Below are 14,217 nucleotides of genomic sequence, written 5' to 3' on the forward strand. Positions count from 1 at the left end.
GGCCACGGCGATGCCGGCGATCGGGTTGCTCGGCCGGCCCTCGCTGTCGCGACCGCCGAAGAACATCGCGAAGTTGGCCAGCATCGAGATCGCGCCGGCCATCGTCGCGCTGATCGTGCTGATCAGGATGTCGCGGTGGCGCACATGGGCCAGCTCGTGCGCCATCACGCCGCGCAGCTCGGCGGCCGTCAGCACGCGCAGGATGCCGGTGGTCGCGGCCACGGCCGCATGCTCGGGGTTGCGGCCGGTGGCGAAGGCGTTGGGCGCGTCCTCGTCGATCAGGTAGACCTTGGGCATCGGCAGCTGCGCGCGTTGCGCCAGCTCTCGCACCATCGCGTAGAACTGGGGCGCCGTCGTCTCGTCCACCTCGCGGGCGCGATACATCTTCAGCACCATGTCCGCCGAGAACCAGTAGCTGAAGAAATTCATCCCGATGGCCACCAGCAGCGCGATGCTCATGCCGGCACGGCCGCCGATCATGGCGCCGATGGCCATGAACAGCGCCGTGATGGCGGCCATCAGCACGGCGGTCTTCAGCAGGTTGAACATGGCTTGTCAGCCCTCCGGGGTGGGATCGAATCCTTCACCTGGAGCCAAGGGGCGGGATTGCAAGAAGGCGGCGGCAGGAAGTCGCTTGCCGCCGGGACGTTGCAGCTCGGTCAGCCGCACGGCGCCGCTGCCGCAGGCGACGACGGGGCCGCGCTCGTCCACGGCCAGCACCGTGCCGGGCGCGCCGCTGCCCTCGGCCAGTTCGGCGCGCCAGATCTTCAGCGCCTCGCCGCCCAGCGAGGCGGCACCACCCGGGAAGGGATCAAAGGCGCGCAGCCGGCGCTCGATCTGCGCGGCGTCCTGGCGCCAGTCGATGGCAGCTTCAGCCTTCTCGATCTTGTGAGCGTAGGTAATGCCTTCGGCAGGCTGGGGCGTGGCGCTCAGCGATTCGGCGCGCAGCGCCTGGACGATCATCCGGCCGCCCATCGCGGCGAGCTTGTCGTGCAAGGTGGCCGTCGTGTCGGCGGCCGTGATCGGCTCGCGCTCGATCAAGAGCATGTCGCCGGTGTCCAGGCCGGCGTCCATCTGCATGATGGTGATGCCGGTCTCGGCGTCACCGGCCTCGATCGCCCGGTGGATCGGCGCCGCCCCGCGCCAGCGCGGCAGCAGCGAGCCGTGGATGTTCAGGCAGCCGCGGCGCGGCAGGTCCAGCACCCATTGCGGCAGGATCAGGCCGTAGGCGGCGACGACCATCACATCCGCCTTCGCATCGAGCAGCGCCTGGCGGGCGGCGGCGGCTTCATCGGGGAACTTGCCGTCCAGCCGCAGGCTGCGCGGCTGCGCCACCGGGATGCCCTGTACCTGGGCCAGCTGCTTGACCGGCGAGGCCTGCAGCTTCATGCCGCGGCCGGCGGGCCGGTCGGGTTGCGTGAGCACCAGCGGCACCGTGATGCCGGCATTGAGCATCGCCGCCAGCGCGGTCGCCGCGAATTCCGGCGTGCCGGCAAAGATCGCCTTCATCAACGGCGCTGTTCGTCGCGCGTCTTCTTGACCATCTTCGTCTTGATCCGCTCGCGCTTGAGCGGGCTCAGGTACTCGACGAAGACCTTGCCCATCAGGTGGTCCATCTCGTGCTGCACGCAGACGGCCAGCAGGCCCTCGGCCTCGAACTCGTGCGGCTGGCCGTCGCGGCCCAGCGCGCGCACGGTCACCTTCGTGTGGCGCGGCACCTTGTCGTAGATCTGCGGCACCGAGAGGCAGCCTTCCTCGCCCTCGGTCATCTCGGCACTCTGCGCGATCAGCTCGGGGTTGATCAGCACGCGCGGCTGGTCGCGGCTCTCGGAGGTGTCCATCACGATCACGCGCTCATGCACGTCCACCTGCGTGGCGGCCAGGCCCACGCCGTCGGCGGCATACATGGTTTCCAGCATGTCGTCGACCAGCGTGCGGATGCGCTCGTCGACCTCGGCGACCGGCTTGGCCACGATATGCAGCTTCGGATCGGGGTATCTCAGGATGTTCAGTTTCGACATGGAGCTATGGGTAGCGGGGGTTGTGGACTTGGCACAACGCCGGTTTGTAAGTGCTTGCAAGTGGCCGGGGTCGCCGGCGCCATTCATTGCGACGGCCTCTGATTGGGGGCAGAATTCTCCGGCGCAGGGAATATGAGGGACATATTTTCGCCGATCTGAGAAATATTAAGCTGGGCCAGATCAAATCCCTTTCGTCGCCCCTGCAGAATCAGCAGATCAACCCATCCGCGAGCGCCGCGGGAGAGAGCATTTGATGCCCTGCATGCCGTTTAGTGCCCTTCGCGAATTCCAAGCATCCCAGAATATCCGTACTGCCCTGGCCTTCGGCCTCGCAGCGGCCGTGCTGACCGGCCCGATAGCCCAGGCCGCCACCTACCCCATCACCCCCGAGCAGCGCGCCACCGCGCAGCAGGTGGCCCAGGCCGGCGTACCGCTGTCCGAACTGGCACCCGACGCGCCCGACAACTACACGGTCAAGCCCCACGACACGCTGTGGGACATCTCCAAGCTGTTCCTGAAGAGCCCCTGGCGCTGGCCCGAGCTGTGGGGCATGAACCGCGAGGAGATCCGCAACCCGCACCTGATCTACCCGGGCCAGCTGCTGGTGCTGATCAAGGTGGACGGCCGCGCACGGCTGCAGCTGGGCCGCGGCAGCGACAGCGCCGGCCCCACGGTCAAGCTCTCGCCGCGCGTGCGCAGCAGCGATACCGCCACCGGCGCGATCACCGCCATCCCGACCAACCTGATCGAGCCCTTCCTGACCGACGCGGTCGTCTTCGACACCGACGAGCTCGCCAAGGCGCCCCGCGTCGTCGCCACGCCCGAGGGCCGCGTGCTGGCCGCCCGCGGCGACATCGCCTACGCGCTGGGCGAGCAACTGGCCCAGGCCAGCGACTACCGCCTGTTCCGCAACACCACGCCGCTGCGCGATCCGACCACCAAGGAAGTGCTGGGCTTCGAGGCACCCTATATCGGCACCGCGGAGATGATCCGCCCCAGCGGCACGCTGGACCGCGACGGCAAGACCGAAGCGGTGCCGGCCACGCTGCGCATCAAGACCGTGAAGCAGGAAGTCGGCATCGGCGACCGGCTCTCCCCGGTGCCGCAGCGCGGCTTCGCCGCCTATGTGCCGCACGCGCCGGCGGAGGCGATCACCGGCCAGGTGATCTCGCTGTACGGAGACGCGGTCTACGGCGGGCAGAACCAGATCGTCTCGCTGAACAAGGGCAGCCAGGACGGCCTGGAGCGCGGCCACGTGCTGGCCCTGTGGAGCGACGGCCGCCGGGTCACCGACACCACCGGCGAGCGCCGCCAGGAGATCAAGCTCCCCGACGAACGCAACGGCGTCCTGTTCGTCTTCCAGACCTACAAGCGCGTCTCCTACGCGCTGATCATCTCGGTCACCGATGCCGTCGCGCCCGGCGACCGCTTCAGCCAGCCCTGAGCCCGGATCCGGACGCCTGCAGCCATGGAGCGCGCGGAACTCGCCGCCTGGCTGCGCCTGCTGGAAACACCGGGCATCGGCCTGGGCTCCGCCCGACGCCTGCTGGCTGCTGCCGGTTCACCGCAGGCGGTGTTCGATCTGCCGTCAGCACGCTGGCGCGAGGCCCTCGACGCCGAGCAGGCCAAGGCGCTGGCCCTCCCGGCCGACCCCGGCCTGCTTGAGCGCAGCTGGACCTGGCTGCAGTCCGACCCCACCCACTCGATCCTCACGCTGGGCGACCCCGACTATCCGCCCGCCCTGCTGCAGACGGCCGATCCACCGCTGCTGCTGTACCTGCACGGGCGCCGCGAACTGCTCGGCGCGCCGGCGATGCTGGCCATCGTCGGCAGCCGCAACCCGACCGCCCAGGGCCGCGACAACGCCGAGGCCTTCGCCCGGAGCCTCGGCCGCGCCGGGCTGACCATCGTCTCAGGCCTGGCGCTGGGCGTGGACGGCGCCGCCCACCGCGGCGCGCTGGAGACCGGCACGATCGCCGTGGTCGGCACCGGGCTGGACCAGATCTATCCGCGCCGCCACCAGGCGCTGGGCCAGCAGATCGCGGCGCAGGGCCTGCTGGTCAGCGAATACAGCCTGGGCACGCCGCCGCTGGCGCCCAACTTCCCGCGGCGCAACCGCATCATCGCGGGCCTGGCGCAGGGCTGCCTGGTGGTCGAGGCGGCCTTGCGATCCGGCTCGCTGATCACCGCGCGCATGGCCAGCGAGGCCGGTCGCGAGGTCTTCGCGATCCCCGGGTCCATCCATTCACCGCAGAGCCACGGCTGCCACGCACTGATCCAGCAGGGCGCGAAGCTGGTGGCAACGGTGGAGGACGTGCTGGAGGAACTGCCGGCGACGGCGGGAGCGGCGCCGCCGGCACCTCAAGCGGATGGCGCTCCTGCCGTCGAGTCGAACCCGCTGCTGGCCCTGATGGGCTACGACCCGGTCTCGCTGGACGAACTGGTCAACCGCAGCGGCCGCTCCGCCGCCGAGCTCAGCGGCGAACTGCTGGAGCTGGAGCTCGCGGGCAGCGTGGCCCGGCTCGCCGGCCAGCTGTTCCAGCGCCGCGCGGCAGGCTGATAAATCGGTGCTTCAAGCGCCGGTTTTGCCGGGGTTTTTGCGGGTCTTTCGCCCGCAGCGCCGGAAATCCCCTCGGGTATCATCGGCCCATGTTTGACGTGCTCGTCTACCTCTACGAAACCTACTGGCGCCCCGATGCCTGTCCGGATCACGCCCAGTTGACGCGCAAATTGTCAGCCGTCGGCTTCGAAAGCGACGAAATCCAGGAAGCCCTGTCCTGGCTGGACGGCCTGGCCGGCGCGGCATCCTCCTACCAGGGCCAGCAGAGCGTGCACAGCGTGCGGGTGCACACACCGGACGAACTGGAGCACCTCGGCGAGCCCTCGATCGGCTTCATCAGCTTCCTCGAATCCGCCGGCGTCCTGCCGCCGCCGATGCGCGAGATGGTGATCGACCGGGCGATGGCCATCCCCGGTGCCCCGCTGGACCTGGAAGACCTGAAGATCATCGTGCTGATGGTGTTCTGGAGCCTGGGCGAGGAGCCCGACGCGCTGATCCTCGACGAGCTCTTCGTCGCGCCGGAAGACCGGCTGATCCACTGATCAGCTGAGCAAGCGGCTCGGATCGACGTCGAGCTTGGCCAGCGCATTGCGCGTGGCCGTCACCGTGAGCGCCTCGTCCTGCGCCGGCAACAGCAGCCCGGCCTGCAGGAAGGCCGCCACCCGGCTCAGCTGGAACAGCACGCCGCGGCCCTGCGGCGTCACGAACAGCACGAACTGCCGGCGCATGCCGCGCCAGGCCAGTTGCACCGCCTCGTTGCGATTGCGGTAGTCCAGCATGTACCAGCTGCCGATCTGCAGCTCGCGGGCCCAGGCCTGCATCGCCGGCGTCGGCTGGGCGCCGCCCTCGGCCACCACTTCCAGGTCCTCAGACTCGTGCCCCGACAGGTCGCGGACGATCGATTCGTCCAGCATCGACTCGTCCTCGCCCTCGGGCAGCAGGGCCTCCAGCGTCTGCAGCTGGTCCATCAGCTCGTCCAGGCGCTCGCGCGGGATGGCGGCGGCCTTGGCGGTGAAGGCCGCGGCCAGCGAGTTGTTGAGGGCGCGGACGTGCTCGTCCTGCTTCTCCTGCGAGAGGCCGGCGTGGCCCATGCCGTCGCGCAGCGTCTTCAGCAGCGGCGGCAGGCGGCGGATCACCTCGGCCCGCTCCTCGCGCGAGACCTTGGCGCTGGCCGACCAGATCAGGTCGGCCGCCGCCTTTTTCATCGCCTTGGTCGCGTCCGACTGCGCACCGGTGCGCACCGCGGTGACGGCCAGCACATCGGCCCAGACCTGGAACAGGAACTCGCGCACGCCGTCCTGCACCGGCACCTCGTTGAGCATCTTGCGCAGCTCGATCGTGTACTGGATCGCCAGCGTCTCGCGCTGCTCGACCTGCTGGGCCAGCGAGACGCCCTTCTTCGAGGCCTGGTTCTCGTTCTCGAAGTAGTGGCTGAGGAATTTCTCGAACTCGGCCAGCACCGTGGCGAAGACGCGCCGGCCGGTGTCCGGATAGGCCTCGACCACCTGCACCACCCGCTTGATCTCGCGCTCCAGCGGGTCGCCAACGGTGCCCGCCGTGGGACCGGTGCCGCCGGAGAAGCCCATCACGCAGGCGCCCATGCGGTCGATCAGCTGGCGGGCCGGGTGGTCGGTGGCGGCGAAGAAGTCGGGCTCGCTGACGGCCACCCGCAGCACCGGCATCTGCAGCCGCGCGAACCACACGCGCAGCACCGCGGGGATCCGCTCCTCGGTCAGGATGGCCTGGAACATCATCGCGACGATCTCGATCGTCGCCCGCTCGGCCGGCGAATCGGCCGCCTGCTTGAGCACCTGCTTGAAGGCCTGGCTGCGGGCTTTCAGCTCTTCCAGCTGCAGCGGCGCCTGGGTCTCGGGCGGCAGCGCCGAGCCCGCCACCGGGGCGGGCTGGCGCTGCAGTGACTCCTGGGCGTGCTTGATGGCAGCCGTCAGCCGCGGGCTGGCGGCGGCAGCCGGCGCCGACATCACGCGCTCGGACGGCGCGGACGCCGGGGCCGTGCCGCGCGAGGTGCGGCTGCCGAAGGGGGCGACCGGCGCGGTGGCCAGACCCTGGATCTCGGTGGCGGCAAAACCCGGCACCTGGCGGCCGACGACCCGCTGCAGCTGGTGGAAGACCTCGTCCGCATGGTAGCGGGCCATGCTGCGCGCGGGCGCCGGGCTGGCCGGCGGCGGCAGCGGCTCGCGGGAGAAATCGCGCGAGCTGCGCGGGTCGCCGGGCGCCTGGTAGGCCGGCGGCGGCACATAGGGCGGCTGGTTGATGAAGCCCGCGGCGCCCGCCGCCTGCGGCGAACGCCGGATGAAGGGCCGCAGGTCCACCTCGGGCAGTACGCTCTGCGAGATCAGCCAGCGGTTGGCCTCGTGGTAGGCCTCGCTGATCAGCTGGGCGAACTCCTCCTGCAGCTCGTACTGCAGCATCTGCCAGACGGAGGCGTCCAGCGTGGCTTCGGTCCAGGCGTCCAGCACCAGCCGGGTGATCACCTGGGCGCGCAGCAGGTCCTGCGGGGGCAGGTCGTCCTGGTCCTCCAGCGACTGCATGCGGGTGCGCAGGTCGGTGAACTCCCAGGTGGCGCGGTCCATCATCGCCAGCGTCAGCCGGGAGCCGGTGATCTCGCGCTCGATGGTGTCGTCGTCCACCAGGGTCATGCGGCCGGTGGAGGCCGGGTCGCCGATGGAGACGCCCGGCGGCCGCGGCGGCTCGGGCACGCCACGCTCGAAGGCCACGCGGATGCTGCCGACGAAGCGCTGGGCCCAGCGCAGGCCGTGCCGCTTCCAGGACTGGGCGCCGTCACGGCGCGCCACCATCACCGCGTATTCGGCCGGCTTCAGCAACAGCTGGTCGACGGTGTTGTTCAGCGTCGAGGTCAGCGGCCCCATGCCCCGCACCATGGCCTCGACATAGACGCGCCGCGCCTGTGTGGCCAGGGCCTTCGTGCGGGCGTCAGCGGTCATGGACAGGGCAGGCGCTTGGGGTTTGTCTCGGTTGAATCGACTCTACACCACCGCCCCGGCGTTCGGATCGTCCGGGTCGTCCTTGTTCACCGGCAGCTTGATCAGATCCTCGCGCTTGACGCCCAGCCACATCGCGATCGCCGCGGCGACGAAGACCGAGGAGTAGATGCCGAAGCAGATGCCGATGGTCAGCGCGATGGCGAAGTAGTGCAGGGTCTGGCCGCCGAAGATCAGCATCGACAGCACCACCAGCTGCGTGCAGCCGTGGGTGATGATGGTGCGGCTGATCGTGCTGGTGATCGCGTGGTCGATCACCTCGTGGGTGTTCATCTTGCGGAAGCGCCGGAAGGCCTCGCGCACCCGGTCGAAGATCACCACCGACTCGTTGACCGAATAGCCCAGCACCGCCAGCACCGCCGCCAGCACCGTGGGCGAGAACTCCCACTGGAAGAAAGCGAAGAAGCCCAGGATGATCACCACGTCGTGCAGGTTGGCGATGATGCCGGCCACGCCGAACTTCCACTCGAAGCGGATCGCCAGGTAGATCACGATGCCGACGACGACGAAGGCCAGCGCCTTCAGGCCGTCCTGCGCCAGCTCGGCGCCGATCGACGGGCCCACCGCGTCGCTGCTCTGGAACTGCAAGGGCTCGGCGCCGCCGGCCATGCACACCCGCTTGGAGACGCTCTCGCCCTGCGGCGTCACGCTGTCCTGGTGGCTGGCCTCGCCGCCCTCGGTGGTGCAGAGCTTGGCGAACATCTGGTCCACCAGCTGCAGCTGGTTGACGCCGGGGCGGTTCTGCACGCGGATCTGCACGTCGTGCGAGCTGCCGAAGTTCTGCGCCTGCACGTCCTCGTAGCCCAGCGAGGCCACAGCCTTGCGGACCTTCTCGACATCGGCCGACTGCGCGTAGTGCACGTTGACCGTGGTGCCGCCGGTGAAGTCGATCGAGAAGTGCAGCCCGCGCGTGGCCAGGAAGAACACGGCGGCGGCGAAGGTGATGAAGGAAATCGCGTTGAGCACCAACGCATATTTCATGAACGGGAGATCCCGTCGGATGCGGAACAGTTCCATGTCGTCTCAGGCCTTGGTGGCGTCCTGGGTGGCATCGGCTGCGGCGTCGGGCGTGGGCTTCCACACCTGGCCGATCGACAGCGACTTGAGCTTCTTCTGACGGCCATACCAGAGGTTGGCCAGCGCACGCGAGAACACCACCGAGCTGAACATCGAGGTCAGGATGCCCAGGCAGTGCACGACGGCGAAGCCCTTGACCGGGCCCGAGCCGAAGGCCAGCAGCGCCACGCCGGCGATCAGCGTGGTGACGTTGGAGTCCAGGATGGTGCCGAAGGCGCGCTCGTAGCCGAGGTTGATCGCCGCCTGCGCCGAGGCGCCGCTGCGCAGTTCCTCGCGGATGCGCTCGTTGATCAGCACGTTGGCGTCGATCGCCATGCCCAGCACCAGCGCGATGGCCGCGATGCCCGGCAGGCTCAGCGTGGCCTGCAGCATCGACAGCACCGCCACCAGCAGCAGCAGGTTGAAGCCCAGCGCCAGCGCCGAGAAGGCGCCGAACAGCATGTAGTACAGGCACATGAAGGCGGCCACGGCGACGAAGCCGCCGACCACGCTGTGCACGCCCTTGTCGATGTTCTCGCGGCCCAGGCTCGGGCCGACGGTGCGCTCCTCGATGATCTCCATCGGAGCGGCCAGCGAGCCGGCGCGCAGCAGCAGCGCGGTGTCGGCGGCCTCCTGGGCGGTCATCGCGCCGGAGATCTGGAAGCGGTCGCTGATCTCGCTGCGGATGTTCGGCGCCGTGACGACCTCGCCCTTGCCCTTCTCGAACAGGATGATCGCCATGCGCTTGTTGATGTTCTCGCGCGAGGTGTCCTTCATGATCCGGGCGCCCTTGGCGTCGACCTTCAGGTGCACCGCCGGCTGGTGGTTCTCGTCGAAGCCGGGCTGGGCGTCCTCGAGGTTGTCGCCGGTGATGATGACCTGGCGCTTGACGATGATCGGGCCGTGGCCGCGGTCGATGTAGCGCTCGGTGCCGAAGGGCACCGGGCCGGAGCCGGCCAGCGCGGCCTGGGCCTCGGCGCTGTCGTCCACCATGCGCAGTTCCAGCGTGGCGGTGCGGCCGATGATGTCCTTGGCCTTGGCCGTGTCCTGCACGCCGGGCAGCTGCACGACGATGCGGTCGGCGCCCTGCTGCTGGATCACCGGCTCGGCCACGCCCAACTCGTTGACCCGGTTGTGCAGGGTCTGGATGTTCTGCTTCAGCGCCACGTCCTGCACGTTCTTCATCGCCGCGGGCGAGAGCGTGCCGACCAGGCCGCCATCGGCGGACTCGGTCCAGATCTCCTCGGGCAGGCCGGACTTCAGCACGTCCAGTGCCTGCGCGCGGATCGCCGGCTCGCGGAAGGCGATGGCGACGTTGTTGCCGTCGCGGCTGATGCCGGCGTGGCGGATGTTCTTGTCGCGCAGCAGCGTGCGCACGTCGCCGACCAGCGAGTCCGCCTTCTTGGTGATCGCCGCCTTCATGTCCACCTGCATCAGGAAGTGCACGCCGCCGCGCAGGTCCAGGCCCAGGTACATCGGGAAGGCATGCAGGGCCGACAGCCACTGCGGCGAGCGCGACAGCAGGTTCAGCGCGACGATGTAGGACGGGTCGGCCGGGTCCTTGTTCAGGTCGGCGACGATCGCGTCCTTGGCCTTGATCTGCGTGTCGGTGTCCGCGAAGCGCGCCTTGATGGACGTGCCTTCGAGCTGGACATAGTCCGGCGTCAGCTTGGCGGCGGCCAGCGTGGCCTCCACGCGCTTCTTCAGCTCATCGTCGACCTTGACGACGACCTTGGCGCTGGAGATCTGCACAGCGGGCGCCTCGCCGAAGAAGTTCGGCAGCGTGTAGATCAGGCCGACAAGCATCGCGACGACGAGGATCGCGTACTTCCACAGCGGGTAACGGTTCATGGATGTGCTTCCTGGTGGGCGGGTGGCCCAAACGGCAAAGCAGGCCCGAGAGGGGCCCGCTCGCCGCTAGCTTGCTAACTGACGCGCTTACTTGACGGTGCCCTTGGGCAGCACCTGGACGACGGCCGAGCGCTGCACCTGCAGCTCCACGCCGGACGCCACTTCCAGCGTCAGCAGGGTCTCGTTGATCTTGGTGACCTTGCCCAGCAGGCCGCCGGAGGTCACGACCTCGTCGCCCTTGGCCAGCGCCTCGATCATCGTGCGCACTTCCTTCTGGCGCTTCATCTGCGGCCGGATCATCACGAAGTACAGGACGACGAACATCAGCACCAGCGGAATCATCTGGCCGAACTGGCCGAACATCGAGTCCGTGCCGGCGGCGGCGCCTGCGGTCTGGGCAAAGGCAGTGGAAATGAACACTTGGAATTCCTCGGAGGTAGGCGCTCTTGCGGGCATCCATTCACGAATGGCCGCGGGCGGTTGAACAAACGATTGTAGCCAGCAGCCCCGGGCAGGCCGCTCCGCCACGGAGATGCCGCCGCTTGCCCGTCCTTCAAGTCGGTTCAAACCCTCACCCTTGACGGCTCGCATCTCTTCGCATATCGTAAATATATCTACAGCATATCGGAGCATTGCATGTCTTCCCTGCCCCGCTGGTCCGGCATCTTCCCGGCCGTCACGACCAAGTTCGATGCCGACGAGAACCTCGACATCGCCGCCATGGAGCGCCACTACGACTGGCTGATCACGAACGGCATCGACGGCATCGTCACCGGCGGCTCGCTGGGCGAGGCCAGCACGCTGTCGCTGGAGGAGAAGCTGGAAGTGGCGAAGACCGCACTGCGCGTGGCGGACGGCCGGGTGCCGGTGCTGGCCAACGTCAGCGAGACGCGCACCGCCAACGCGATCCGTTATGCCGAGGCCGCCCGCGAGCTGGGCGTGCAGGGCCTGATGCTGATGCCCTCGGTGCTCTACCCGGCCGACACCCGCGAGGCGATGGCCAACGTCCGCACGATCGCCGCCGCGGCCCGCCTGCCGATCATGGTCTACAACAACCCGGTGGCCTACAAGGTGGACCTGACGCCGGCCGACTTTCTGGCGCTGGCCGACTGCGAATGGCTGGTCGCGATCAAGGAGTCCACCGACAACATCCGCCGCCTGACCGACCTGCGTAACGTCGTGGCTCAGCGGTACCAGCTCTTCATCGGCGTGGACGACCTGAGCTTCGAAGGCCTGGCCCTGGGCTGCGACGGCCTGCTGGCCGGCCTGTGCACCGCCTTCCCGGCCGAGACGGTGGCGCTCTACAAGCTGATGCGGGCGAAACGCTACGACGAGGCGCTGAAGCTCTACCAGTGGTTCACGCCGCTGCTGCACCTGGACGTGTCGACCAAGCTGGTGCAGAACATCAAGCTGGCCGAGACGCTGGCCGGCGTCGGCAACGAGCATGTGCGCCGCCCGCGCCTGCCGCTGGCCGGCGAGGAGCGCGCGCGGGTCGAGGCGATCATCCGCACCGGCATCGAGACCCGCCCGGACCTGCATGGCCTCTTCTGAAGCCGCCACGGCGCCGCGGCCTGAATCCCGTCGGGTGGCCGACCAGGCCTACGACGCGATCGAATCGCTGATCGCCACGCTGGCGCTGAAGCCCGGCGCGCCGGTGGTGGAGGCCGAGCTGATCGAGCGCACGGGCCTCGGCCGCACGCCCACCCGCGAGGCGCTGATGCGGCTGGTCGCCAACGGCCTGATCGTGCAGCTGCCGCGCCGCGGCCTGCTGGTCAGCGATATCCAGCTGGCCCAGCACCTGGACCTGCTGGAAGCCCGCCGCGCGCTGGAGCGCCTGATCGCCGCCACCGCCGCCCGCCGCGCCACGCCGCCGCAGCGCGAGAAGCTGGCCGCCTGCGCCAAGGCCATGCACAAGGCCGGCGCCCAGGCCGACCTGGCCGCCTACATGCAGGCCGACCAGGCGCTGGACCATGTGATCCACGCCGCCTGCCGCAACCCGGCGGCGGTGGCCGCCGTCGTGCCGATGGTGATCCAGTGCCGGCGCTTCTGGTACGCCTACCAGCATCATGGCGACCTGGCCGAAGGCGCGCGCTGCCATGAGGCGGTGGCGCGAGCTATCGTCGCCGGCGAGCAGGAGGCCGCGGCAAGCGCGAGCGATGCCTTGATGGACTACCTGCGCCGCTTTGCCCAACAGGTGATCGAATGACGAGCCCGACCAGAATCATCGACTCCCACACCGGCGGCGAGCCGACCCGCGTCATCGTCTCCGGCGGGCCCGAGCTCGGCCGCGGCACGATGGCCGAGCGCCTCGCCGTCTTCAAGGCCCGGCACGACCGCTGGCGCAGCGCCGTCGTCAACGAGCCGCGCGGCTCGGACGTGATCGTCGGCGCGCTGCTGTGCGAGCCGGTCGAGCCGGACAGCACCGCCGGCGTGATCTTCTTCAACAACGTCGGCTATCTGGGCATGTGCGGGCACGGCACGATCGGGCTGGTCGCCACGCTGGCGCACCTGGGCCGCATCGGGCCCGGCGAGCACCGTATCGAGACGCCGGTCGGCCGCGTCGGCGCCACGCTGCACGAGGACGGCCGCGTCAGCGTCGCCAACGTGCCGGCCTGGCGCGAGCAGGCGAACGTGGCAGTGACCGTCGACGGCCGCACGGTCCATGGCGACATCGCCTGGGGCGGCAACTGGTTCTTTCTCTGCGCCGACCACGGCATCCCGCTGGACCTGGCCCACCAGGACGAGCTGCTGGCCTTCGCCTGGGCGCTGCGCCAGCAGCTGCCCGCCCACATCGACCACGTGGAGCTGACCGGCCCCGCGCACGACGCCGCCAACAGCGGCCGCAACTACGTGCTCTGCCCCGGCAAGGCCTACGACCGCAGCCCCTGCGGCACCGGCACCAGCGCCAAGCTGGCCTGCCTGGCGGCCGAGGGCAAGCTGGCGCCGGGCCAGCGCTGGCGGCAGGAAAGCGTGATCGGCAGCGTGTTCGAGGCCAGCTACCGCATCGGCGATCGTGAGGGCCAGGTCTTGCCAACGATCACCGGCCGCGCCTTCGTGAACCTCGACGCCGCGCTGGTGTTCCAGGACGGCGATCCCTTCGCCTGGGGCATCAGCACTTGACGAAGAAGCGCACCGCCGACGTGCTGATCGTCGGAGCCGGCATCGTCGGCGCCGCCTGCGCGCGGGAGTTCGCGCGGCAGGGCCTGACGGTGGCGGTGGTCGAGAGCGGCGCCATCGGCGGCGGCGCGACCGCGGCGGCGATGGGCCACCTGCTGGTCGTCGACGACGCCAACGAGTTCGCGTTGAGCCGTCGATCCTGCGAGTTATGGGACCAGTGGCTGGCCGAGGAACCTGGCCGCGCCGGGCGGGTCGAGCACCAGCGCTGCGGCACGATCTGGATCGCAGCCGACGACGATGAGCAGGACGAGGCCCGGCGCAAGCACGCCTGGTATGCCGAGCGCGGCATCGCCACCGAGCTGCTCGACGCCGCCGCGCTGGCCCGCCTGGAGCCCGCGCTGCGGCCGGGCCTGGCCGGCGGCTTGCGCGTGGCGTCCGATGCGCGCGTGTTCCCGCCCAAGGCGGCCGCGCAATGGCTGGAAGAGGCGCGCGCCACCGTGGTCCGCGGCGAGGTGGTGGCGCTCGACGGGCACTCGCTGCGGCTGGCGGATGGCCGGGTGCTGTGGGGCGCACTGGTCGTCGTCTGCGC

General features: G+C 69.5%; 14 protein-coding genes. 7 read left to right on the forward strand and 7 right to left on the reverse strand.

Going from position 1 to position 14,217, the window contains the following annotated elements; all coding sequences use genetic code 11:
• The 3 genes from B0W88_RS22540 to def form a co-directional block, all read right to left on the reverse strand.
• Positions 1–549, reverse strand: a 549-nt coding sequence (locus B0W88_RS22540) for a M48 family metalloprotease (RefSeq protein ID WP_158080919.1), incomplete at its 3' end; no start/stop codon positions are given.
• A gap of 6 nt (positions 550–555) precedes the next feature.
• A complete protein-coding gene (fmt, locus tag B0W88_RS22545) occupies positions 556–1,509 on the reverse strand; it encodes a methionyl-tRNA formyltransferase (RefSeq protein WP_077036876.1) in 954 nt (317 codons plus the stop codon).
• Entirely contained in the window at positions 1,509–2,021 is a 513-nt protein-coding gene (def, locus tag B0W88_RS22550; protein ID WP_077036877.1) for a peptide deformylase, read from the reverse strand. Before def ends, fmt begins: the two co-directional genes overlap by 1 nt.
• A gap of 340 nt (positions 2,022–2,361) precedes the next feature.
• On the opposite strand from def, the gene B0W88_RS22555 reads away from it, so the two are divergent.
• The 3 genes from B0W88_RS22555 (at position 2,362) to B0W88_RS22565 (ending at position 5,123) form a co-directional block, all read left to right on the forward strand.
• Positions 2,362–3,465, forward strand: a complete 1,104-nt coding sequence (locus B0W88_RS22555) for a LysM peptidoglycan-binding domain-containing protein (protein WP_233151808.1) — start codon at positions 2,362–2,364, stop codon at positions 3,463–3,465.
• A 24-nt stretch (positions 3,466–3,489) separates the two neighbouring features.
• Positions 3,490–4,581, forward strand: a complete 1,092-nt coding sequence (dprA, locus tag B0W88_RS22560; protein ID WP_077036878.1) for a DNA-processing protein DprA — start codon at positions 3,490–3,492, stop codon at positions 4,579–4,581.
• An 89-nt stretch (positions 4,582–4,670) separates the two neighbouring features.
• Positions 4,671–5,123 (forward strand): DUF494 family protein, encoded by a 453-nt coding sequence (locus tag B0W88_RS22565; RefSeq protein ID WP_077036879.1) that lies wholly within the window; start codon positions 4,671–4,673, stop codon positions 5,121–5,123.
• Here the strand turns inward: B0W88_RS22565 and B0W88_RS22570 are convergent, their stop codons facing one another.
• From B0W88_RS22570 to yajC, 4 genes are all read right to left on the reverse strand, one after another.
• A complete protein-coding gene (locus B0W88_RS22570) occupies positions 5,124–7,547 on the reverse strand; it encodes a DUF1631 family protein (RefSeq protein WP_077036880.1) in 2,424 nt (807 codons plus the stop codon).
• A 42-nt stretch (positions 7,548–7,589) separates the two neighbouring features.
• Positions 7,590–8,621 (reverse strand): protein translocase subunit SecF, encoded by a 1,032-nt coding sequence (gene secF, locus B0W88_RS22575; protein ID WP_077036881.1) that lies wholly within the window; start codon positions 8,619–8,621, stop codon positions 7,590–7,592.
• A 6-nt stretch (positions 8,622–8,627) separates the two neighbouring features.
• A complete protein-coding gene (gene secD, locus B0W88_RS22580) occupies positions 8,628–10,511 on the reverse strand; it encodes a protein translocase subunit SecD (protein WP_077036882.1) in 1,884 nt (627 codons plus the stop codon).
• A gap of 87 nt (positions 10,512–10,598) precedes the next feature.
• Positions 10,599–10,931, reverse strand: a complete 333-nt coding sequence (gene yajC, locus B0W88_RS22585; protein WP_077036883.1) for a preprotein translocase subunit YajC — start codon at positions 10,929–10,931, stop codon at positions 10,599–10,601.
• Between the two features lie 216 nt (positions 10,932–11,147).
• Between yajC and B0W88_RS22590 the strand changes: the two genes are divergently transcribed.
• The 4 genes from B0W88_RS22590 to B0W88_RS22605 form a co-directional block, all read left to right on the forward strand.
• Positions 11,148–12,062, forward strand: a complete 915-nt coding sequence (locus B0W88_RS22590; protein ID WP_077036884.1) for a dihydrodipicolinate synthase family protein — start codon at positions 11,148–11,150, stop codon at positions 12,060–12,062.
• Positions 12,049–12,717, forward strand: coding sequence for a GntR family transcriptional regulator (locus B0W88_RS22595; protein ID WP_077036885.1), 669 nt, complete (start codon positions 12,049–12,051; stop codon positions 12,715–12,717). Before B0W88_RS22590 ends, B0W88_RS22595 begins: the two co-directional genes overlap by 14 nt.
• Positions 12,714–13,631, forward strand: coding sequence for a proline racemase family protein (locus tag B0W88_RS22600; protein ID WP_077036886.1), 918 nt, complete (start codon positions 12,714–12,716; stop codon positions 13,629–13,631). Before B0W88_RS22595 ends, B0W88_RS22600 begins: the two co-directional genes overlap by 4 nt.
• Positions 13,628–14,217: FAD-binding oxidoreductase (locus tag B0W88_RS22605; protein ID WP_144006895.1), on the forward strand; the 590-nt coding region annotated here is incomplete at its 3' end. The genes B0W88_RS22600 and B0W88_RS22605, both read left to right, overlap by 4 nt.

Source organism: Pelomonas sp. KK5, assembly GCF_001984095.1.
Classification (GTDB): Bacteria; Pseudomonadota; Gammaproteobacteria; order Burkholderiales; family Burkholderiaceae_C; genus KK5.

Bases quoted from the DNA above. Each gene is read 5' to 3' on its own strand.
- fmt (WP_077036876.1), bottom strand. From the start codon at position 1,509: ATGAAGGCGATCTTTGCCGGCACGCCGGAATTCGCGGCGACCGCGCTG.
- def (WP_077036877.1), bottom strand. From the start codon at position 2,021: ATGTCGAAACTGAACATCCTGAGATACCCCGATCCGAAGCTGCATATC.
- dprA (WP_077036878.1), top strand. From the start codon at position 3,490: ATGGAGCGCGCGGAACTCGCCGCCTGGCTGCGCCTGCTGGAAACACCG.
- B0W88_RS22565 (WP_077036879.1), top strand. From the start codon at position 4,671: ATGTTTGACGTGCTCGTCTACCTCTACGAAACCTACTGGCGCCCCGAT.
- B0W88_RS22570 (WP_077036880.1), bottom strand. From the start codon at position 7,547: ATGACCGCTGACGCCCGCACGAAGGCCCTGGCCACACAGGCGCGGCGC.
- secF (WP_077036881.1), bottom strand. From the start codon at position 8,621: ATGGAACTGTTCCGCATCCGACGGGATCTCCCGTTCATGAAATATGCG.
- secD (WP_077036882.1), bottom strand. From the start codon at position 10,511: ATGAACCGTTACCCGCTGTGGAAGTACGCGATCCTCGTCGTCGCGATG.
- B0W88_RS22590 (WP_077036884.1), top strand. From the start codon at position 11,148: ATGTCTTCCCTGCCCCGCTGGTCCGGCATCTTCCCGGCCGTCACGACC.
- B0W88_RS22595 (WP_077036885.1), top strand. From the start codon at position 12,049: ATGGCCTCTTCTGAAGCCGCCACGGCGCCGCGGCCTGAATCCCGTCGG.
- B0W88_RS22600 (WP_077036886.1), top strand. From the start codon at position 12,714: ATGACGAGCCCGACCAGAATCATCGACTCCCACACCGGCGGCGAGCCG.